This is a genomic window from Actinophytocola sp. (genome assembly GCF_035712165.1).
Lineage (GTDB): Bacteria > Actinomycetota > Actinomycetes > Mycobacteriales > Pseudonocardiaceae > DASYTH01.
In genome coordinates, this window is record NZ_DASTBH010000559.1 from 1 (window position 1) to 18,210 (window position 18,210).

Here is an 18,210-nt window from a genome sequence, read left to right on the forward strand (position 1 = left end):
GGTCGGTCCGGGAACCGGACGACGCGCACCCGCTCACCCTCGCCCAGCTGGGGGAGTTTCTGCACCGGTCGGCCCGGGTCCGCCGGGCGGCCCAGGACGACAAGACCGAGGTGTCGCTGCGGCCCAGCCCGTCCGGTGGCGCGCTGCACGGCCTGGAGATCTACCCGGTGGTGAGCCGGGTGTCCGGTCTGGCCGCCGGCATGTACCACTACGACCCGTTCGCGCACGTGCTCGAACCGGTCCCGGCTGGCGACCGCGCCGTTCGTCAGCTGGTGGGGCGGGCCAGCGCGGCGGCCGGCGGCAGCCACCCGCCGCAGGTCCTGCTGGTCGTCACGGCCCGGTTCGGCCGGGTGATGTGGAAGTACCAGGGCATGGCCTACGCACTGATCCTCAAGGACCTCGGCGCGCTGCTGCAGACCATGTACCTGGTCGCCACCGCGATGAACCTCGCCCCGTGCGCCCTGGGCGCCGGTGACTCCGCCCTGTTCGCGCAGGCCACCGGCCTCGACGAGCTCGAGGAGGCCAGCATCGGGGAGTTCATGTTGTCCAGCCGGCGAACGTAGGTGTGTCCCACCTTCAGGCGGTTGTTCCCGACGACAAGCAACTCGCCGTAGCGGCGGCTGACGTTGGGTTGAACGTGGTTTCACCCGGTGAGGTCCGACAGGGACCCCGCTTTGACCTCGAGTGGCGGGGCCAGGTATCTTACCTACTTGTGCCCGACCCTTGTCGGGTCGGTCGGTGTGCCTGTGCGTGACGCTATGCGAGTCGTAACCGATGAGCTGGCTGCCGCCAGGCACGTCGAGTTCCTCTTGAACCCCAGAGGGATTTTATCCCGCACGGGTGCCTGAGCAGGGCGACACGCCCGACCTCGGGTTACGGCGGGGCCGGGGGGAACACCAGGCAAACATGCAACGTTGAGAAGAAAGCCGGTCTATGCCCACGATCCAGCAGCTGGTCCGCAAGGGCCGCCAGGACAAGGTCGCCAAGCAGAAGACTGCGGCTCTCAAGGGGAGCCCGCAGCGGCGCGGCGTGTGCACCCGCGTCTACACCACCACCCCGAAGAAGCCGAACTCCGCGCTGCGCAAGGTCGCGCGCGTGAAGCTGACCAGCGGCATCGAGGTCACGGCCTACATCCCGGGTGAGGGCCACAACCTCCAGGAGCACTCCATGGTCCTGGTGCGCGGCGGCCGGGTGAAGGACCTGCCGGGGGTGCGCTACAAGATCATCCGTGGCTCGCTGGACACCCAGGGTGTGAAGAACCGCAAGCAAGCCCGCAGCCGCTACGGCGCGAAGAAGGAGAAGAGCTGATGCCACGTAAGGGCCCGGCCCCCAAGCGGCCGCTGATCTCCGACCCGGTCTACAGCTCTCCGCTGGTCACCCAGCTGGTGAACAAGGTGCTGCGGGACGGGAAGCGCTCCGTCGCGGAGCGGATCGTCTACGGCGCACTGGAAGGCGCGCGGGACAAGACCGGCACCGACCCGGTGGTCACGCTCAAGCGCGCGCTGGACAACGTCAAGCCGACGATCGAGGTCAAGAGCCGGCGTGTGGGTGGCGCCACCTACCAGGTGCCGATCGAGGTCAAGCCCGGTCGCAGCACCACCCTCGCGCTGCGGTGGCTGGTCAACTTCTCCCGGCAGCGCCGCGAGAAGACGATGGTCGAGCGGCTCATGAACGAGCTGCTGGACGCGAGCAACGGTCTCGGGGCGAGCGTGAAGCGCCGCGAGGACACACACAAGATGGCGGAGTCCAACAAGGCCTTCGCTCACTACCGCTGGTGATTCGGCGCCGGCCCACCGGCCGGCACTGACGCTGTTCATTCAAGACAGGGGAACAGACCCGTGGCACTCGACGTGCTGAACGACCTGGCCAAGGTCCGAAACATCGGGATCATGGCCCACATCGACGCGGGCAAGACGACCACGACCGAGCGGATCCTGTTCTACACCGGGATCAGCTACAAGATCGGCGAGGTGCACGACGGCGCCGCGGTGATGGACTGGATGGAGCAGGAGCAGGAGCGCGGCATCACGATCACGTCCGCCGCGACGACCTGCTTCTGGGACAACCACCAGATCAACATCATCGACACGCCCGGACACGTCGACTTCACCGTCGAGGTCGAGCGCTCGCTGCGGGTGCTCGACGGCGCCGTGGCCGTCTTCGACGGCAAGGAAGGTGTCGAGCCACAGTCCGAGCAGGTCTGGCGGCAGGCCACCAAGTACGACGTGCCGCGGATCTGCTTCGTCAACAAGATGGACAAGCTCGGCGCCGACTTCTACTTCACCGTGCGCACCATCTCCGAGCGCCTCGGCGCCCGCCCGCTGCCCATCCAGCTGCCGATCGGCGCGGAGAGCGCCTTCGAGGGCGTCATCGACCTGGTCGAGATGCGCGCGCTGTACTGGCACGGTGAGGTCAAGAAGGGCGAGGACTACACGGTCGAGGAGATCCCGGCCGACCTGCTCGAGCAGGCTCAGCACTACCGCGAGCAGCTGATCGAGGCGGTCGCCGAGGCGGACGACGAGCTGATGGAGGTCTACCTCGGCGGCGAGGAGCTCACCGTCGACCAGATCAAGGCCGGCATCCGCAAGCTCACCATCGCCCGGGAGGCCTACCCGGTGCTGTGCGGCTCGGCGTTCAAGAACAAGGGCGTGCAGCCGATGCTGGACGCGGTCATCGACTACCTGCCGTCCCCGTCGGACGTGCCGGGCGTCGAGGGTCTGCTGCCCGACGGCGTCAGCACGGCCACCCGCAAGCCCAGCGTCGAGGAGCCGTTCTCGGCGCTCGCGTACAAGATCGCCGCGCATCCCTTCTTCGGCAAGCTGACCTATGTCCGGGTGTACTCCGGCAAGGTGAACCCGGGCGCCCAGGTGATCAACTCCACCAAGGAGCGCAAGGAGCGCATCGGGAAGCTCTTCCAGATGCACGCCAACAAGGAGAACCCGGTCGACGAGGCCCGGGCCGGTCACATCTACGCGATGATCGGCCTGAAGGAGACGACCACCGGCGACACGCTGTGCGACCCGGCCAACCCGATCGTGCTGGAGTCGATGACGTTCCCGGAGCCGGTCATCTCGGTGGCGATCGAGCCGAAGACCAAGGCCGACCAGGACAAGCTGTCCACCGCGATCCAGAAGCTCGCCGAGGAGGACCCGACGTTCCGGGTCAGCCTGAACGAGGACACCGGCCAGACCATCATCGAGGGCATGGGGGAACTGCACCTCGACATCCTGGTCGACCGGATGCGGCGGGAGTTCAAGGTCGAGGCCAACATCGGCAAGCCGCAGGTCTCCTACCGCGAGACCATCCGCAAGACGGTCGAGAAGTACGAGTACATCCACAAGAAGCAGACCGGCGGTTCGGGTCAGTACGCCAAGGTGCAGATCAAGCTGGAGCCGCTGCCCACTTTGGACGGTGCGCTGTACGAGTTCGAGAACAAGGTCACCGGTGGCCGGGTTCCGAAGGAGTACATCCCGTCGGTGGACGCCGGCGCCCAGGACGCCATGCAGTACGGCATCATGGCCGGGTATCCGCTGGTAGGCGTCAAGGTCACGCTGCTCGACGGTGCCTACCACGAGGTGGACTCGTCCGAGATGGCCTTCAAGATCGCCGGTTCGATGGCGCTCAAGGAGGCCTCGAAGCAGGCCTCGCCGGTGCTGCTCGAGCCGATGATGTCGGTCGAGGTGACCACGCCCGAGGACTACATGGGCGACGTCATCGGCGACCTGAACTCCCGGCGTGGCCAGATCCAGGCCATGGACGAGCGCAGCGGAACCCGTGTCGTGCGGGCGCTGGTGCCGCTGTCGGAGATGTTCGGGTATGTCGGCGACCTGCGGTCCAAGACCCAGGGTCGGGCGAACTACTCGATGCAGTTCGACTCCTACGCGGAGGTTCCGACGAACGTCGCGAAGGAGATCATCGCCAAGGCGACTGGCGAGTAAATACAGATCCGGTGCGGAGCCCTACGGGGCGTGCCTCTAGGGTTCCGCACTACCGAACCTGACAACGCGGTCGGCCACGGCAGCGTAATGACAAGTCCAGGAGGACGAAGACAGTGGCGAAGGCGAAGTTCGAGCGGACCAAGCCGCACGTCAACATCGGGACCATCGGTCACATCGACCACGGCAAGACGACGCTGACCGCGGCGATCTCGAAGGTCCTGCACGACAAGCACCCGGACCTCAACCCCTTCACGCCGTTCGACGAGATCGACAAGGCGCCGGAGGAGAAGGCCCGCGGCATCACGATCTCCATTGCGCACATCGAGTACCAGACCGAGAAGCGGCACTACGCGCACGTGGACTGCCCGGGTCACGCCGACTACATCAAGAACATGATCACCGGCGCCGCCCAGATGGACGGCGCGATCCTGGTGGTCGCGGCGACCGATGGCCCGATGCCGCAGACTCGTGAGCACGTGCTGCTGGCCCGCCAGGTTGGTGTGCCCTACATCGTGGTGGCGCTGAACAAGGCCGACATGGTGGACGACGAGGAGATCCTCGAGCTTGTCGAGCTGGAGGTCCGCGAGCTGCTGTCCAGCCAGGACTTCCCCGGTGACGACCTGCCGGTCGTGCGGGTCTCCGCGCTCAAGGCGCTGGAGGGCGACGCCGAGTGGGGCGCCAAGCTCATGGAGCTGCTCGACGCGGTGGACGAGAACGTGCCGGAGCCGGTGCGTGAGATCGAGAAGCCGTTCCTGATGCCGATCGAGGACGTGTTCACCATCACCGGTCGCGGCACCGTGGTGACCGGCCGCGTCGAGCGTGGCATCGTCAAGGTCGGCGAGACGGTCGAGATCGTCGGGATCAAGGACAAGTCCCAGTCGACCACCGTCACGGGCGTCGAGATGTTCCGCAAGCTGCTCGACCAGGGCCAGGCCGGCGACAACGTGGGCCTGCTGCTGCGCGGCATCAAGCGTGAAGAGGTCGAGCGCGGCCAGGTCGTCGTGAAGCCCGGCACCAACACTCCGCACGTGGAGTTCGAGGCCAACGTCGTCATCTTGTCGAAGGACGAGGGCGGGCGGCACACGCCGTTCTTCAACAACTACCGCCCGCAGTTCTACTTCCGGACCACGGACGTGACCGGTGTGGTGACCCTCCCCGAGGGCACCGAGATGGTCATGCCGGGCGACAACACCGAGATGAAGGTCGACCTCATCCAGCCGATCGCGATGGAAGAGGGTCTGCGGTTCGCCATCCGTGAGGGTGGCCGGACCGTCGGCGCCGGCCGGGTTACCAAGATCATCAAGTAGTTACCCCCAGTTTGGGGCGCCACATCCCCATGTGGCATCCTTGACAGGTTGCTCGTCGTCGGGCGGCCGGTCGGTTCACCAGCCGGCCGCCCTGACGCGAGTGGGGCCCGCCTCGCGGGCCATCCCATGACCACCCCCAACGGCAAGGCCAAGGGGTCGGTCTGCGCAACGGGCGCGACACACCCGACCGCGTGGACCGGAAGCGGCACTCAAGAAGGACGGCAAGCCACCATGGCGGGACAGAAGATCCGCATCCGGCTCAAGGCCTACGACCACGAGGCGATCGACGCGTCGGCGCGAAAGATCGTCGAGACCGTGACACGCACCGGTGCTCGGGTCGTCGGGCCGGTGCCGCTGCCCACCGAGAAGAACGTCTACTGCGTCATCCGCTCGCCGCACAAGTACAAGGACTCGCGCGAGCACTTCGAGATGCGCACGCACAAGCGTCTGATCGACATCCTCGACCCGACGCCGAAGACGGTCGACGCGCTGATGCGCATCGACCTGCCGGCCAGCGTCGACGTCAACATTCAGTGAGGCCTGAGTAGATATGTCTGACAGGCAGATGAAGGGGATCCTGGGCACCAAGCTCGGGATGACCCAGGTCTTCGACGAGAACAACCGGATCGTCCCGGTGACCGTGATCAAGGCCGGCCCGAACGTCGTCACCCAGATCCGCACGGCGGACAGCGACGGCTACTCGGCCGTGCAGTTGGCGTTCGGCGCCATCGACCCGCGCAAGGTGAACAAGCCGCGCACCGGGCACTTCGACAAGGCCAAGGTCACCCCGAGGCGATTCCTCGCCGAGCTGCGCACCACCGACGCGGACAGCTACGAGGTCGGCCAGGAGATCACCGCCGAGGTGTTCGAGGCCGGCACCGTGATCGACGTGACCGGCACCAGCAAGGGCAAGGGCACCGCCGGTGTCATGAAGCGGCACGGGTTCAAGGGACTCGGGGCCAGCCACGGCACCCAGCGCAAGCACCGCAGCCCGGGCTCGATCGGCGGCTGCGCCACGCCGGGCCGGGTGTTCAAGGGGCTGCGCATGGCCGGCCGGATGGGGCATGTCCGGGTCACCACGCAGAACCTGACCGTGCACCGGGTGGACGCCGACTCCGGCCTGATCCTGATCAAGGGCGCGGTGCCCGGCCCCAAGGGCGGCCTGGTGTTCCTCAAGAGCGCCGCGAAGGGTGGTGCCTCCGAATGACCAGCGTCGAGGTCAAGACCCCGGACGGCAAGACCGACGGTTCGGTCGAGCTGCCCGCCGAGGTCTTCGACACCCAGGCCAACATCGCGCTGATGCACCAGGTGGTCGTGGCCCAGCAGGCCGCTGCCCGGCAGGGCACGCACGACACCAAGACCCGCGGCGAGGTTCGCGGTGGTGGCAAGAAGCCGTACCGGCAGAAGGGCACCGGTCGGGCCCGGCAGGGTTCGACCAGGGCGCCGCAGTTCACCGGCGGTGGCGTCGTGCACGGCCCGACGCCCCGGGACTACAGCCAGCGCACCCCGAAGAAGATGAAGGCCGCCGCGCTGCGTGGTGCGCTGTCCGACCGGGCCCGCGCCGGCCAGGTGCACGTGCTCAGCGGCCTGGTCGACGGCGACGCCCCGTCCACCAAGGCGGCGCGCAAGGTGCTCGAGTCGGTCACCGACGCCAAGCGCGTGCTGCTGGTCCTGAACAAGGACGAGGACGTCAACTGGGTGTCCGCGCGCAACCTGCCGAACGTGCACATCCTCTCGCCGGACCAGCTCAACACCTACGACGTGCTGGTCAACGACGACGTGGTGTTCTCTCGCACCGCGCTGGACGCCTTCCTCGCCGGCCCGATCCGGGGTGGCGCCAAGGCCGTCGCGCGGGAGAGCGAGGTCGCCGAGGCGCCCAAGGCCAAGCCGGCCAAGGCGAAGGAAGCCAAGCCCGCCAAGGAAGCCAAGCCGGCCAAGGCCAAGGAGGCCGCGCCGGCCGCCGCCGACGGTGCCGACTACGGCCCGGGCAGCCACGCCCCGCTCGAGGACGGTTCGGAGCCGGAGGGCTACCCGATCAAGGGCAACGCCGGCTCGAAGCTGTACCACGTGCCGGGTAGCTCGCACTACAACCGGACCGTCGCCGAGGTGTGGTTCGCCTCCGAGGAGGACGCCGAGAACGCGGGCTTCCAGCTGCCGCCGTCGCAGCGCAAGGCCAAGGAGGAGGAGAAGTGATTCCCGACCCTCGTGACGTGCTGCTGGCGCCGGTGATCTCCGAGAAGTCCTACGGGCTGCTCGAGGAGAACAAGTACACGTTCGTGGTGGCCCCGCACGCGAACAAGACCGAGATCAAGATCGCGGTCGAGAAGGTGTTCGGCGTGCAGGTGGTCAGCGTCAACACGCTCAACCGCCAGGGCAAGCGCAAGCGCACCCGCACGGGGTACGGCAAGCGCAAGGACACGAAGCGCGCGATCGTCACGCTGACCGCGGACAGCAAGCCGATCGAGATCTTCGGCGGACCGGCCTCGTAAGGACTGAGTACACATGGGTATTCGCAAGTACAAGCCGACCACGCCGGGCCGCCGTGGCGCGAGCGTGTCCGACTTCTCCGAGATCACTCGTGATCACCCGGAGAAGTCGCTGGTCCGCCCGCTGCACGGCAAGGGCGGCCGCAACGTGCACGGCAAGATCACCACGCGGCACAAGGGCGGTGGCCACAAGCGGGCCTACCGGCTGATCGACTTCCGGCGGCACGACAAGGACGGCGTGCCGGCCAAGGTCGCGCACATCGAGTACGACCCGAACCGCACCGCGCGGATCGCGCTGCTGCACTACGCCGACGGCGAGAAGCGGTACATCATCGCGCCGGAGAAGCTGCGCCAGGGTGACCGGATCGAGAACGGCCCGCGGGCCGACATCAAGCCGGGCAACAACCTGCCGATGCGCAACATCCCGGTGGGCACCGTGATCCACGCGATCGAGCTGCGGCCCGGTGGCGGCGCCAAGATCGCCCGCTCGGCCGGGGCCAGCGTGCAGCTGGTCGCCAAGGAGGGCCAGTACGCCCAGCTGCGGATGCCCTCGGGCGAGATCCGCAACGTGGACGTGCGCTGCCGCGCCACGGTCGGCGAGGTCGGCAACTCCGAGCAGGCCAACATCAACTGGGGCAAGGCCGGCCGGATGCGGTGGAAGGGCAAGCGCCCGACCGTCCGCGGTGTGGCCATGAACCCGGTCGACCACCCGCACGGCGGTGGTGAGGGCAAGACCTCCGGTGGTCGCCACCCGGTCAACCCGAAGGGCAAGCCGGAGGGCCGCACGCGGCGCAAGGGCAAGCCGAGCGACCGCATGATCGTCCGCCGCCGGCGTACCGGCAAGAAGCGCTGAGCAGGGAAGGAGTTAGGACATGCCACGCAGTTTGAAGAAGGGCCCGTTCGTCGACGACCACCTGCTCAAGAAGGTGGACGTGCTCAACGAGTCCGGCAAGAAGACCGTGATCAAGACCTGGTCGCGCCGGTCCACGATCATCCCGGACATGCTCGGCCACACCATCGCGGTGCACGACGGCCGCAAGCACGTCCCGGTGTTCATCACCGAGTCGATGGTCGGGCACAAGCTGGGTGAGTTCGCCCCCACCCGCACGTTCCGGGGCCACGTCAAGGACGACCGCAAGGCGCGCAGGCGCTAGGCCAGACAGTAAGGGAAGCAAGCGATGAACGCCCGCAACGCAGAGGTGGCGCAGGAGGAACTCCCGCGCGCCATCGCTCGGGCTCGCTACGTCCGGGCCACCCCGATGAAGGTGCGCCGGGTCGTCGACCTCATCCGGGGTCGTAGCGCCAGCGACGCCCTGGCCGTGCTCCAGTTCGCGCCGCAGGCCGCCAGTGAGCCGGTGGCCAAGGTGCTCGCGAGCGCCATGGCCAACGCCGAGAACAACCTCGACCTCGACCCGGAGACGCTCTGGGTGAGCACGGCATACGTGGACGAGGGTCCGACGCTCAAGCGGTTCCGGCCGCGCGCGCAGGGCCGGGCCTACCGGATCCGCAAGCGCACCAGCCACATCACCATCGAGCTCGAGTCGATCAAGATCGAGAAGAAGCCCGCGAAGGCTGCGGCCGCCAAGAGCGCCGGCCGCAAGTCCAGTGCGAAGAGGAGTGCCAGCTAGTGGGACAGAAGATCAACCCGCATGGCTTCCGGCTGGGCATCACCACCGACTGGAAGTCCCGCTGGTATGCCGACAAGCAGTACGCGGAGTACGTGGCGGAGGACGTCAAGATCCGCCGGCTGCTCTCCAAGGGCATGGAGCGGGCCGGCATCTCCAAGGTGGAGATCGAGCGCACCCGGGACCGGGTGCGGGTCGACATCCACACCGCCCGCCCGGGCATCGTGATCGGCCGCCGGGGTGCCGAGGCCGACCGCATCCGGGGTGAGCTGGAGAAGCTGACCCGCAAGCAGGTGCAGCTCAACATCCTCGAGGTGAAGAACCCCGAGGCGGACGCCCAGCTGGTCGCCCAGGTGACCGCGGAGCAGCTGTCCAACCGGGTCTCGTTCCGCCGCGCGATGCGCAAGGCCATCCAGTCGGCCATGCGTTCGCCGCAGGTCAAGGGCATCCGGGTGCAGTGCAGCGGCCGGCTCGGCGGCGCCGAGATGTCCCGTTCCGAGCACTACCGCGAGGGCCGGGTGCCGCTGCACACGCTGCGCGCCGACATCGACTACGGCTTCTTCGAGGCCCGCACCACCTTCGGCCGGATCGGCGTCAAGGTGTGGATCTTCAAGGGCGACGTGGTCGGCGGCCGGCGTGAGCAGGCCGTGGCGCACGCTCCCGAGCAGCGCGCCCCGCGGCGTGAGCGGCCGACCAGGGCCCGCCGTACCGGCGCGGCCGGCGGCGGCGCACCGGCCGGCTCCGACACCGGCCGCTCCGAGCCGCCAGCTCCGGCGCCGGCCGCGGTCGAGCAGGCGGCGGCCGAGTTCGACGCCGCCGCGGGCGGTGCCGCCGAGGCGCCGCGGAGCAACAACCAGACCGACACGGGGAACGGGGAGGGCTGAGCCATGCTCATCCCACGCAAGGTCAGGCACCGCAAGCAGCATCACCCGAAGCGGGGCGGTGCGGCCAAGGGCGGTACCCGGGTCAACTTCGGCGAGTACGGCATCCAGGCACTCACGCCCGCCTACGTGACCAACCGGCAGATCGAGTCCGCGCGTATCGCCATCAACCGGCACATCCGCCGTGGCGGCAAGGTCTGGATCAACATCTTCCCGGACCGGCCGCTGACCAAGAAGCCGGCGGAGACCCGGATGGGTTCCGGCAAGGGCTCGCCGGAGCACTGGATCGCCAACGTCAAGCCGGGCCGGGTGATGTTCGAGCTGAGCTTCCCGAACGAGACCGTGGCCCGCGAGGCACTGCGCCGGGCGATGCACAAGCTTCCGATGAAGTGCCGCATCGTCACGCGCGAAGGTGGTGACTTCTGATGGCATCCGGTGCTCAGGCCGCCGAGCTGCGCGAGCTCAACGACGAAGAGCTGGTGCTGCGGCTGCGCGAGTCGAAGGCGGAGCTGTTCAACCTCCGCTTCCAGATGGCGACCGGCCAGATGGACAACAACCGCCGGTTGCGCACGGTCCGGCACGACATCGCCCGGATCTACACCGTGATGCGCGAGCGCGAGCTCGGCCTGTCGGTGTCCCCAGACGACGAGCCGGCGACGAGTGAGGGTGTGGCATGACCGAGCCGATCGATACCGACGAGCTGTTCCACGACAAGAGCCGCGGTCGCCGCAAGGTCCGGGAGGGCCTCGTGGTGTCCGACAAGATGAACAAGACGATCGTGGTCGCCCTCGAGGACCGCAAGAAGCACCCGCTGTACGGCAAGGTCATGCGCTCCACCACGAAGGTGAAGGCGCACGACGAGGAGAACACCGCCGGCGTGGGTGACCGCGTGCTGCTGATGGAGACCCGCCCGCTGTCGGCGACCAAGCGCTGGCGCCTCGTCAAGATCGTGGAGAAGGCGAAATGATTCAGCAGGAGTCGCGACTTCGCGTCGCCGACAACACGGGTGCCAAGGAGATTCTGTGCATCCGCGTGCTCGGCGGTTCGGCGCGCCGCTACGCGGGCATCGGCGACATCATCGTGGCGACGGTCAAGGACGCGATCCCCGGTGCCGCCGTGAAGAAGGGCGACATCGTCAAGGCGGTCGTGGTGCGCACCGCCAAGGAGAAGCGCCGTCCGGACGGCAGCTACATCCGGTTCGACGAGAACGCCGCAGTGCTCATCAAGCCGGACAACGAGCCGAGGGGCACCCGCATCTTCGGCCCGGTCGGCCGCGAACTGCGCGACAAGAAGTTCATGAAGATCATCTCGCTCGCGCCGGAGGTGCTCTGAGATGAAGATCAAGAAGGGCGACACCGTCCTCGTGATCGCCGGTAAGGACAAGGGCGCCCGGGGCAAGGTGATCCAGGCCTACCCGAAGGACGACAAGGTGTTGGTCGAGGGCGTGAACCGGGTCAAGAAGCACACCCGGATCACCCAGACCCAGCGCGGCGCCAAGTCCGGCGGCATCGTCACGCAGGAGGCGCCGATCCACGTGAGCAACGTGATGCTGGTGCACGACGGCAAGCCGGTCCGGGTCGGCTACAAGGTCAACGACGACGGGCGCAAGGTGCGCATCGCCAAGGGCCCGCACGGCAAGGGGAAGGAGATCTGATGACAACCACAGAGAAGACCATCCCTCGCCTGAAATCCCGCTACCGCGCGGAGATCGTGCCGGCGCTGCAGGACGACTTCAAGTTCGGCAACGCCATGCAGATCCCCCGGGTGGTCAAGGTCGTGGTCAACATGGGTGTCGGCGACGCGGCCCGGGACGGCAAGCTGATCGAGGGCGCGGTCCGCGACCTGTCGATCATCACCGGCCAGCGCCCGGAGATCCGCCGCGCACGCAAGTCCATCGCCCAGTTCAAGCTGCGTGAGGGCATGCCGATCGGCGCCAAGGTCACGCTGCGCGGCGACCGCATGTGGGAGTTCCTGGACCGGTTGCTGACCATCGCGCTGCCCCGTATCCGGGACTTCCGCGGCCTGTCGCCCAAGCAGTTCGACGGCAACGGCAACTACACCTTCGGTCTCAACGAGCAGTCGATGTTCCACGAGATCGACCCGGACTCGATCGACCGCCAGCGCGGCATGGACATCACGCTGGTCACGACCGCGAGCAACGACGAGGAGGGCCGGGCGCTGCTGAAGCACCTGGGCTTCCCGTTCAGGGAGAACTGAAGCCCATGGCGAAGAAGGCTTTGATTCACAAGTCGGCGCGCAAGCCGAAGTTCAAGGTCCGTGCCTACACCCGCTGCCAGCGCTGCGGCCGGCCCCGTGCCGTGCTGCGCAAGTTCGGCCTGTGCCGGATCTGCGTGCGGGAGATGGCCCACCGCGGCGAGCTGCCCGGAGTGAGCAAGTCCAGCTGGTGAGGCTCCACCTCCCCCGATGACCCCCAAGGGTCGCCGCAGGCCCGGCTGCGCCGGGAACCACGGCGAGAAAGGTTGACAGGTCACCATGACGATGACCGACCCGATCGCAGACTTCCTGACTCGTCTGCGCAATGCGAACTCGGCATACCACGACGAGGTCGTCCTGCCGCACTCCAAGCTCAAGGAGAACATCGCCGAGATCCTCAAGCGCGAGGGCTACATCACCGGCTACCGCAGCGAGGACGCCGAGCAGGGCAGGACCCTGATCGTCGAGCTCAAGTACGGCCCCAACCGGGAGCGGAGCATCGCCGGCCTGCGCCGCGTGTCCAAGCCCGGTCTGCGGGTCTACGCCAAGTCGACCAACCTGCCCAAGGTGCTCGGCGGCCTCGGCGTGGCGATCATCTCGACGTCGTCCGGGCTGCTCACCGATCGGCAGGCCGGCAAGCAGGGCGTGGGCGGGGAAGTCCTCGCCTACGTCTGGTAAGGGGAAGCACCGATGTCGCGCATTGGCAAGCTGCCGATCCCGGTCCCGTCCGGTGTGGACGTGAAGATCGACGGGCAGCAGGTGACCGTGAAGGGTCCCAAGGGCACCCTGAGCCACACCGTGGCCGAGCCGATCTCCGTCGAGCGGGCCGAGGACGGCACCCTGGCCGTCACGCGGCCCAACGACGAGCGGCAGAACCGGGCACTGCACGGGTTGACCCGGTCGCTGGTGAACAACCTGGTGGTCGGTGTCACCGAGGGTTACGAGAAGAAGCTGGAGATCTACGGCGTCGGTTACCGCGTCGTGCTGCGCGGCAGCGATCTCGAGTTCTCGCTCGGCTTCAGTCACCCGGTGAAGGTCACTCCGCCGGAGGGCATCACCTTCGCGGTCGAGGCCGCGACCCGGTTCTCGGTGCAGGGCATCGACAAGCAGCGGGTCGGTGAGGTGGCCGCGAACATCCGCAAGCTGCGCAAGCCCGACCCGTACAAGGGCAAGGGCGTGCGCTACGCAGGCGAGAAGATCCGCCGCAAGGTCGGAAAGACGGGTAAGTGATCATGGCTGAAACAACGGCAACCAAGCGCAAGCCGGTGGGCAAGGACATCTCCACCCGGCGCCGGATCGCCAAGTCCCGCCGGCACTTCCGGCTCCGCAAGCGGGTCTCCGGCACGCCGGAGCGCCCCCGCCTCGCGGTCACCCGGTCCTCGCGGCACATCGTCGCCCAGCTCGTGGACGACCTCGCCGGTCACACGGTGGCGTCGGCGTCCAGCCTGGAGGCCGACGTGCGCGCGCTGGACGGCGACAAGAAGGCCCGGGCGGCCAAGGTCGGCGCGCTGCTGGCCGACCGCGCCAAGAGTGCGGGAGTCAGCCGCGTCGTGTTCGACCGCGGCGGCCACGACTACCACGGCCGGATCGCGGCGCTGGCCGACGCGGCCCGCGAGGCCGGACTGGAGTTCTAGTGATGCAGATTGAGAAGACGGGAAGGAACGCCTGATGCCGGGACGTACGCGGCAATTCGGCGGCGGCCAGGGCGGCGGCCAGGGTGGCGGTGGCGGCGACCGCGGTGAGCGCGGCGACCGCCGGGACCGCCGGGACCGCCGCGACGGCGGCCGTGGCGGCGCGGCCCAGGAGAAGACCCCGCACCTCGAGCGCGTCGTGGCCATCAACCGCGTGGCCAAGGTCGTCAAGGGTGGCCGCCGGTTCAGCTTCACCGCGCTGGTCGTGGTCGGCGACGGTGACGGCATGGTCGGTGTCGGGTACGGCAAGGCCAAGGAGGTGCCGGCCGCCATCGCCAAGGGCGTCGAGGAGGCGAAGAAGAACTTCTTCCGCGTCCCGCGCATCGGCGGCACCATCCCGCACCCGATCCAGGGCGAGCGGGCCGCGGGCGTGGTCCTGCTGCGTCCGGCCAGCGCCGGTACCGGTGTCATCGCCGGTGGCCCGGTGCGTGCCGTGCTGGAGTGCGCCGGGGTGCACGACGTGCTGTCCAAGTCGCTGGGCAGCGACAACGCGATCAACATCGTGCACGCGACGGTGGCCGCGCTGAAGGGTCTGCAGCGTCCGGAGGAGGTGGCGGCCCGCCGTGGCCTGCCGCTGGAGGACGTGGCCCCGGCCGGAATGCTGCGTGCGCGTGCCGGACAGGGGTCGTGAGCGCCATGGCCAAGCTCAAGGTGACCCAGATCAAGAGCACCATCGGGACCAAGCGGAACCACCGCGAGTCGCTGCGAACGCTCGGCCTGCGCAAGATCCGCCAGTCGACGGTGCGTGACGACACCCCCGAGGTCCGCGGCCTGATCCACGCGGTGCGGCACCTCGTGACCGTCGAGGAGATCGACTGATGGCAATCAAGATCCATCACCTGCGCCCGGCGCCGGGAGCCAAGACCGAGAAGACCCGGGTGGGTCGCGGTGAGGGCTCCAAGGGCAAGTCCGCGGGCCGGGGCACGAAGGGCACCAAGGCCCGCAAGAACGTGCCGGTGGCCTTCGAGGGTGGTCAGATGCCCATCCACATGCGGCTGCCCAAGCTGCGCGGGTTCCGCAACCGGTTCCGCACCGAGTACCAGCCGGTGAACGTCGGCGACATCGCCCGGCTGTTCCCCGAGGGCGGCGCCGTGGGCGTCGACGAACTGGTGGAGCGGGGCGCGGTCCGCAAGAACAAGCTGGTGAAGGTGCTGGGCAACGGCGAGGTCGGGGTCAAGCTCGACGTCACCGCGCACGCCTTCTCCAAGTCCGCCACCGACAAGCTCACCGCGGCCGGCGGCACCGCCACCACGCTGTAGTCGCAGACAAACGGGAACGGCCGGCAGGAGTCTCCTGCCGGCCGTTTCGTGTCACCATCGGATCATGACCGAGCCGCCGGCCGCGCGACCCGACGACCCCCCGGAGCCGAGACCGCCCGCGCGGGGCCGAATGCGGGTGCTCGGCGCGTTGTCGTGCGTGGCCGCCGCCGCGCTCACGATGATCGCGACCTTCCAGCCGCTGGTGACCGCTCGACTGGACCGGACCTTCATCTCCGTCACCAGTTGGGCCCAGCGGGTCGAGCTGAACGGGTCGGCGGTCGACCCGGAGGTCCAGGTGCCGGAGTACGGCCTGGCCCTCACGCTGGCGGCGGCACTGTTGTTCGTCGCCGCCCTGCTCGGCCTGCGCGCCGCCCGCTCCGCCGGCCTGACGGCCGTCGTCGCCGCGGCCTTCCTGTCCGGCACGGCCGCGGCACTCGGACTGCAACAGCGCTGGTGGCTGGAGGGGCTGCTCGGTGGGCCCGATCCGGACCTCCCGCCCGGAACGCTGGCCAACTACTGGTCCAGAACCGGTGCGGGACTCTGGACGTTGTTGGCGGCCACCGGGCTCGCGATCGTGGCGGCCATGGTCACCTGGCGGGCGACCGGCGACCAGCGGCGCCGGACCCACTCGCCGGCACAGCCGGCCGGGACGGCCGCCGTGGTGCACCGCCTGCCGGACGCGCCGCCGGACGAGCCGGCCGCGGAGTACCGCTAGGCGCCCGCCTTCCGTGCCACTATCGGGTTATGAGCGACCTGGGGCACGAACTGGAGCTGGAGCGGGAACTGGAGCCGCATGCGCCGTCTCCGGCCGAACCGCCGGCCCGGCCGCCCAGGCCGCTCAACCGCGCCAGTGTGCTCGGCGCCCTGCTCTGCCTGACCGCCGCGGTGCTGACCGTCGTCGGGGCGCTGCAGGTGTTCGTTTCCGTCCACGTGCGGCTCGGCGACCTTCAGCGGTTCACGATGATCGTTACGGCGTGGGAGCAGCTCTTCGAGGACACCGATCCGGCCATCATCAGCTCGGACGGTCGTGCCCCGGCCAACGGGGTGCCGCTCCTGGTGTGCGCCGCCCTGCTGCTGGCCGCCGCGGTGCTGCTGGCGTTCGGCGCGGTCCGGCCGGTCGCGGGCAACCGGTGGGGCCGGGCGGGGGCACTCGCGGCCGTAGCCGCCGCGGCGTTCGTCGTCGCGACGGCGGGCAACGTCGCGTTGCAGGTGCGCTGGTGGGCCAACGTGTGGGCGGAGCCCAGTGGGGTCGAGAACAGCGCGGAGGCGAGCGTGGGCCCCGGGTTGTGGTCCACGTCGCTGGCGGCCGCCCTTGCCGTCGCGGCCGCCGTGATCGCCGTCATCGCCTGGCGTCCGGCGCCGCAGCCGGCGGAACCCGAGCGGGTGGAGCCGGCCACGGAGCCGTTGGGACTTCCGGTGCTCGTCCGGCGGCTGGAGGACGCGCCACCGGACGAGCCTCAGGACGACTACCGGTAGGTCAGCTGGTAGTGGCTGATCCAGCGCAGGTAGATGTCGTCGACCGGCCCGGGGTCGAGGTTGTGCAGCTTGTCCCGGCCGCGCCGGGTGGTGTGTACGAGACCGGCGGCCTCGAGGATCGCGACGTGCTTGGACACCGCCTGACGGCTCATCTCCAGATGCGCGCAGAGGTCGACCAGGCGTTGCTCGCCCCGCTCCCGCAGCCGGTCCAGCACGAGCCGCCGGGTGCGGTCGGCCAGCGCTTTGAACACGGCGTCCAGGTCGTCGTCCACGTGGCAAAAATAGGTAACCGTTTGGTTGCCTGTCAATCTCCACCTGCCCTGGGGTGCAACCACACGGGGACACCCTGTTAGAGTCGTGAGCACGCTTCGGGTGGAGTGTCCCCCGAAGCGTTCCTGGCTTGCCGGTACCCGGTGGCCAGGCCATGTTCCTGCCGGTCCCAAACCGGCTAAGCCGCTCACCGGCGTGGACCGCCGGTGACGCCGAGGAGGTCTCGCGTGCTCAGCGCCTTCCGCTCGGCTCTCGCGACGCCGGATCTGCGCCGCAAGATCCTGTTCACACTGATGATCATCGCGGTGTACCGGGTCGGTGCCACGATGCCGTCGCCAGGGGTGTCGTACCCCAACGTGCAGAAGTGCATCGAGAACGTCGACGACCAGGGCGTTTTCCAACTGCTGAACCTGTTCAGCGGCGGCGCGTTGCTGCAGCTGACGGTGTTCGCGCTGGGGATCATGCCCTACATCACCGCGAGCATCATCATCCAGCTGCTCACCGTGGTCATCCCGCGGTTCGAACAGCTCAAGAAGGAAGGCCAGTCCGGCCAGGGCAAGCTGACCCAGTACACCCGTTACCTGACGATCGGCCTGGCCATCCTGCAGGCCACCGGCATCGTGGCGATGGCCGATCGGGGCCAGCTGTTCGGCAGCTGCACCGACCCGGCCACCGGCGCCGAGATCAAGATCATCCCGAACAACAGCGTGTGGGATCTGTCGATCATCGTCATCACGATGACCGCCGGCACGGCCGTGATCATGTGGCTGGGCGAACTGATCACCGAGCGCGGCGTAGGCAACGGCATGTCGCTGCTGATGTTCGTCAACATCGCGGCCCGCATCCCGTTCGAGGGCGCGAACATCCTCGAGAAGGACTCGACCGGCGGTCTGGTGTTCGCCGCGGTCTGCGCGTTCGGGTTCCTGATCATCGTCAGCGTCGTGTTCGTGGAACAGGGCCAACGCCGCATCCCGGTGCAGTACGCCAAACGCATGATCGGTCGCCGGATGTACGGCGGCACATCGACCTATCTGCCCCTGAAGGTCAACCAGGCCGGCGTCAT

The 18,210-nt window shown here is 68.4% G+C and carries 29 protein-coding genes and 1 pseudogene; 29 read left to right on the forward strand and 1 reads right to left on the reverse strand.

Annotation, left to right across the window (positions count from 1 at the left end; all coding sequences use genetic code 11):
• From VFO68_RS31750 to VFO68_RS31885, 28 genes and pseudogenes are all read left to right on the forward strand, one after another.
• The coding region (locus VFO68_RS31750) for a SagB family peptide dehydrogenase (protein ID WP_325162111.1) at positions 1-563 on the forward strand (563 nt) is incomplete at its 5' end.
• A 370-nt stretch (positions 564-933) separates the two neighbouring features.
• Positions 934-1,308: a 30S ribosomal protein S12 gene (gene rpsL / locus VFO68_RS31755; RefSeq protein ID WP_030473471.1), complete on the forward strand. Its 375-nt coding sequence runs from the start codon at positions 934-936 to the stop codon at positions 1,306-1,308.
• Positions 1,308-1,778: a 30S ribosomal protein S7 gene (rpsG, locus tag VFO68_RS31760; protein ID WP_325162112.1), complete on the forward strand. Its 471-nt coding sequence runs from the start codon at positions 1,308-1,310 to the stop codon at positions 1,776-1,778. The genes rpsL and rpsG overlap by 1 nt, the downstream gene beginning before the upstream one ends.
• 60 nt (positions 1,779-1,838) lie before the next feature.
• Complete coding sequence (gene fusA / locus VFO68_RS31765; RefSeq protein WP_325162113.1) at positions 1,839-3,938, forward strand: elongation factor G; 2,100 nt, start codon at positions 1,839-1,841, stop codon at positions 3,936-3,938.
• A gap of 113 nt (positions 3,939-4,051) precedes the next feature.
• A complete protein-coding gene (tuf, locus tag VFO68_RS31770; protein ID WP_325162114.1) occupies positions 4,052-5,245 on the forward strand; it encodes an elongation factor Tu in 1,194 nt (397 codons plus the stop codon).
• Positions 5,246-5,476: 231 nt separating this feature from the next.
• The gene (gene rpsJ, locus VFO68_RS31775; protein WP_003938093.1) at positions 5,477-5,782 is read left to right on the forward strand and encodes a 30S ribosomal protein S10; all 306 of its coding nucleotides are present in this window, start codon (positions 5,477-5,479) and stop codon (positions 5,780-5,782) included.
• A 13-nt stretch (positions 5,783-5,795) separates the two neighbouring features.
• On the forward strand, positions 5,796-6,452 hold the full coding sequence (gene rplC, locus VFO68_RS31780; RefSeq protein WP_325162115.1) for a 50S ribosomal protein L3: 657 nt from the start codon (positions 5,796-5,798) through the stop codon (positions 6,450-6,452).
• Positions 6,449-7,129, forward strand: a pseudogene (gene rplD / locus VFO68_RS31785) (50S ribosomal protein L4); the annotation flags it as partial. The gene rplC and the pseudogene rplD, both read left to right, overlap by 4 nt.
• A 305-nt stretch (positions 7,130-7,434) precedes the next feature.
• Positions 7,435-7,734 carry a 50S ribosomal protein L23 gene (rplW, locus tag VFO68_RS31790; RefSeq protein WP_325162116.1) on the forward strand — a complete coding sequence of 100 codons (300 nt, stop codon included), beginning with the start codon at positions 7,435-7,437 and terminating at the stop codon, positions 7,732-7,734.
• Between the two features lie 13 nt (positions 7,735-7,747).
• A complete protein-coding gene (gene rplB, locus VFO68_RS31795) occupies positions 7,748-8,584 on the forward strand; it encodes a 50S ribosomal protein L2 (protein WP_325162117.1) in 837 nt (278 codons plus the stop codon).
• A 19-nt stretch (positions 8,585-8,603) separates the two neighbouring features.
• A complete protein-coding gene (rpsS, locus tag VFO68_RS31800) occupies positions 8,604-8,885 on the forward strand; it encodes a 30S ribosomal protein S19 (RefSeq protein WP_325162118.1) in 282 nt (93 codons plus the stop codon).
• Between the two features lie 24 nt (positions 8,886-8,909).
• On the forward strand, positions 8,910-9,359 hold the full coding sequence (gene rplV, locus VFO68_RS31805; RefSeq protein ID WP_325162119.1) for a 50S ribosomal protein L22: 450 nt from the start codon (positions 8,910-8,912) through the stop codon (positions 9,357-9,359).
• Complete coding sequence (gene rpsC / locus VFO68_RS31810) at positions 9,359-10,240, forward strand: 30S ribosomal protein S3 (RefSeq protein ID WP_325162120.1); 882 nt, start codon at positions 9,359-9,361, stop codon at positions 10,238-10,240. Before rplV ends, rpsC begins: the two co-directional genes overlap by 1 nt.
• A 3-nt stretch (positions 10,241-10,243) precedes the next feature.
• On the forward strand, positions 10,244-10,663 hold the full coding sequence (gene rplP, locus VFO68_RS31815; RefSeq protein WP_325162121.1) for a 50S ribosomal protein L16: 420 nt from the start codon (positions 10,244-10,246) through the stop codon (positions 10,661-10,663).
• Entirely contained in the window at positions 10,663-10,914 is a 252-nt protein-coding gene (gene rpmC / locus VFO68_RS31820) for a 50S ribosomal protein L29 (protein WP_325162122.1), read from the forward strand. Before rplP ends, rpmC begins: the two co-directional genes overlap by 1 nt.
• Complete coding sequence (rpsQ, locus tag VFO68_RS31825; RefSeq protein WP_325162123.1) at positions 10,911-11,204, forward strand: 30S ribosomal protein S17; 294 nt, start codon at positions 10,911-10,913, stop codon at positions 11,202-11,204. The genes rpmC and rpsQ overlap by 4 nt, the downstream gene beginning before the upstream one ends.
• The gene (gene rplN, locus VFO68_RS31830; protein WP_325162124.1) at positions 11,201-11,569 is read left to right on the forward strand and encodes a 50S ribosomal protein L14; all 369 of its coding nucleotides are present in this window, start codon (positions 11,201-11,203) and stop codon (positions 11,567-11,569) included. Before rpsQ ends, rplN begins: the two co-directional genes overlap by 4 nt.
• 1 nt (position 11,570) lies before the next feature.
• Positions 11,571-11,891: a 50S ribosomal protein L24 gene (rplX, locus tag VFO68_RS31835; RefSeq protein ID WP_325162125.1), complete on the forward strand. Its 321-nt coding sequence runs from the start codon at positions 11,571-11,573 to the stop codon at positions 11,889-11,891.
• Entirely contained in the window at positions 11,891-12,454 is a 564-nt protein-coding gene (gene rplE / locus VFO68_RS31840) for a 50S ribosomal protein L5 (RefSeq protein ID WP_325162126.1), read from the forward strand. Before rplX ends, rplE begins: the two co-directional genes overlap by 1 nt.
• A 5-nt stretch (positions 12,455-12,459) precedes the next feature.
• On the forward strand, positions 12,460-12,645 hold the full coding sequence (locus tag VFO68_RS31845) for a type Z 30S ribosomal protein S14 (RefSeq protein ID WP_325162127.1): 186 nt from the start codon (positions 12,460-12,462) through the stop codon (positions 12,643-12,645).
• An 85-nt stretch (positions 12,646-12,730) separates the two neighbouring features.
• Complete coding sequence (gene rpsH / locus VFO68_RS31850) at positions 12,731-13,129, forward strand: 30S ribosomal protein S8 (protein WP_325162128.1); 399 nt, start codon at positions 12,731-12,733, stop codon at positions 13,127-13,129.
• Between the two features lie 12 nt (positions 13,130-13,141).
• Entirely contained in the window at positions 13,142-13,681 is a 540-nt protein-coding gene (gene rplF, locus VFO68_RS31855; protein WP_325162129.1) for a 50S ribosomal protein L6, read from the forward strand.
• Positions 13,678-14,085 carry a 50S ribosomal protein L18 gene (rplR, locus tag VFO68_RS31860; protein ID WP_414635613.1) on the forward strand — a complete coding sequence of 136 codons (408 nt, stop codon included), beginning with the start codon at positions 13,678-13,680 and terminating at the stop codon, positions 14,083-14,085. Before rplF ends, rplR begins: the two co-directional genes overlap by 4 nt.
• Before the next feature lie 34 nt (positions 14,086-14,119).
• Positions 14,120-14,773, forward strand: coding sequence for a 30S ribosomal protein S5 (gene rpsE / locus VFO68_RS31865; protein ID WP_325162131.1), 654 nt, complete (start codon positions 14,120-14,122; stop codon positions 14,771-14,773).
• Between the two features lie 5 nt (positions 14,774-14,778).
• Complete coding sequence (gene rpmD / locus VFO68_RS31870; RefSeq protein WP_325162136.1) at positions 14,779-14,961, forward strand: 50S ribosomal protein L30; 183 nt, start codon at positions 14,779-14,781, stop codon at positions 14,959-14,961.
• Positions 14,958-15,401 (forward strand): 50S ribosomal protein L15, encoded by a 444-nt coding sequence (gene rplO, locus VFO68_RS31875; RefSeq protein ID WP_325162137.1) that lies wholly within the window; start codon positions 14,958-14,960, stop codon positions 15,399-15,401. The genes rpmD and rplO overlap by 4 nt, the downstream gene beginning before the upstream one ends.
• Before the next feature lie 64 nt (positions 15,402-15,465).
• Positions 15,466-16,116, forward strand: a complete 651-nt coding sequence (locus VFO68_RS31880) for a hypothetical protein (protein WP_325162132.1) — start codon at positions 15,466-15,468, stop codon at positions 16,114-16,116.
• A gap of 29 nt (positions 16,117-16,145) precedes the next feature.
• The gene (locus VFO68_RS31885; protein ID WP_325162133.1) at positions 16,146-16,877 is read left to right on the forward strand and encodes a hypothetical protein; all 732 of its coding nucleotides are present in this window, start codon (positions 16,146-16,148) and stop codon (positions 16,875-16,877) included.
• Here the strand turns inward: VFO68_RS31885 and VFO68_RS31890 are convergent.
• Complete coding sequence (locus tag VFO68_RS31890; RefSeq protein ID WP_325162134.1) at positions 16,868-17,149, reverse strand: metalloregulator ArsR/SmtB family transcription factor; 282 nt, start codon at positions 17,147-17,149, stop codon at positions 16,868-16,870. The genes VFO68_RS31885 and VFO68_RS31890 overlap by 10 nt on opposite strands.
• 225 nt (positions 17,150-17,374) lie before the next feature.
• On the opposite strand from VFO68_RS31890, the gene secY reads away from it, so the two are divergent.
• Positions 17,375-18,210 (forward strand): preprotein translocase subunit SecY (gene secY / locus VFO68_RS31895; RefSeq protein WP_325162135.1); only part of this gene is annotated, 836 nt, incomplete at its 3' end.

Coding starts and splice junctions, on each gene's coding strand:
- rplC (WP_325162115.1), top strand. CDS start 5,796: ATGTCTGACAGGCAGATGAAGGGGATCCTGGGCACCAAGCTCGGGATG.
- rpsG (WP_325162112.1), top strand. CDS start 1,308: ATGCCACGTAAGGGCCCGGCCCCCAAGCGGCCGCTGATCTCCGACCCG.
- rplV (WP_325162119.1), top strand. CDS start 8,910: ATGAACGCCCGCAACGCAGAGGTGGCGCAGGAGGAACTCCCGCGCGCC.
- rpmC (WP_325162122.1), top strand. CDS start 10,663: ATGGCATCCGGTGCTCAGGCCGCCGAGCTGCGCGAGCTCAACGACGAA.
- rplF (WP_325162129.1), top strand. CDS start 13,142: ATGTCGCGCATTGGCAAGCTGCCGATCCCGGTCCCGTCCGGTGTGGAC.
- rplP (WP_325162121.1), top strand. CDS start 10,244: ATGCTCATCCCACGCAAGGTCAGGCACCGCAAGCAGCATCACCCGAAG.
- rplX (WP_325162125.1), top strand. CDS start 11,571: ATGAAGATCAAGAAGGGCGACACCGTCCTCGTGATCGCCGGTAAGGAC.
- rpsJ (WP_003938093.1), top strand. CDS start 5,477: ATGGCGGGACAGAAGATCCGCATCCGGCTCAAGGCCTACGACCACGAG.
- VFO68_RS31845 (WP_325162127.1), top strand. CDS start 12,460: ATGGCGAAGAAGGCTTTGATTCACAAGTCGGCGCGCAAGCCGAAGTTC.
- rpsE (WP_325162131.1), top strand. CDS start 14,120: ATGCCGGGACGTACGCGGCAATTCGGCGGCGGCCAGGGCGGCGGCCAG.
- rpsS (WP_325162118.1), top strand. CDS start 8,604: ATGCCACGCAGTTTGAAGAAGGGCCCGTTCGTCGACGACCACCTGCTC.
- rplB (WP_325162117.1), top strand. CDS start 7,748: ATGGGTATTCGCAAGTACAAGCCGACCACGCCGGGCCGCCGTGGCGCG.
- rpmD (WP_325162136.1), top strand. CDS start 14,779: ATGGCCAAGCTCAAGGTGACCCAGATCAAGAGCACCATCGGGACCAAG.
- VFO68_RS31880 (WP_325162132.1), top strand. CDS start 15,466: ATGACCGAGCCGCCGGCCGCGCGACCCGACGACCCCCCGGAGCCGAGA.
- rplE (WP_325162126.1), top strand. CDS start 11,891: ATGACAACCACAGAGAAGACCATCCCTCGCCTGAAATCCCGCTACCGC.
- rpsL (WP_030473471.1), top strand. CDS start 934: ATGCCCACGATCCAGCAGCTGGTCCGCAAGGGCCGCCAGGACAAGGTC.
- rplN (WP_325162124.1), top strand. CDS start 11,201: ATGATTCAGCAGGAGTCGCGACTTCGCGTCGCCGACAACACGGGTGCC.
- rpsQ (WP_325162123.1), top strand. CDS start 10,911: ATGACCGAGCCGATCGATACCGACGAGCTGTTCCACGACAAGAGCCGC.
- rpsH (WP_325162128.1), top strand. CDS start 12,731: ATGACGATGACCGACCCGATCGCAGACTTCCTGACTCGTCTGCGCAAT.
- VFO68_RS31885 (WP_325162133.1), top strand. CDS start 16,146: ATGAGCGACCTGGGGCACGAACTGGAGCTGGAGCGGGAACTGGAGCCG.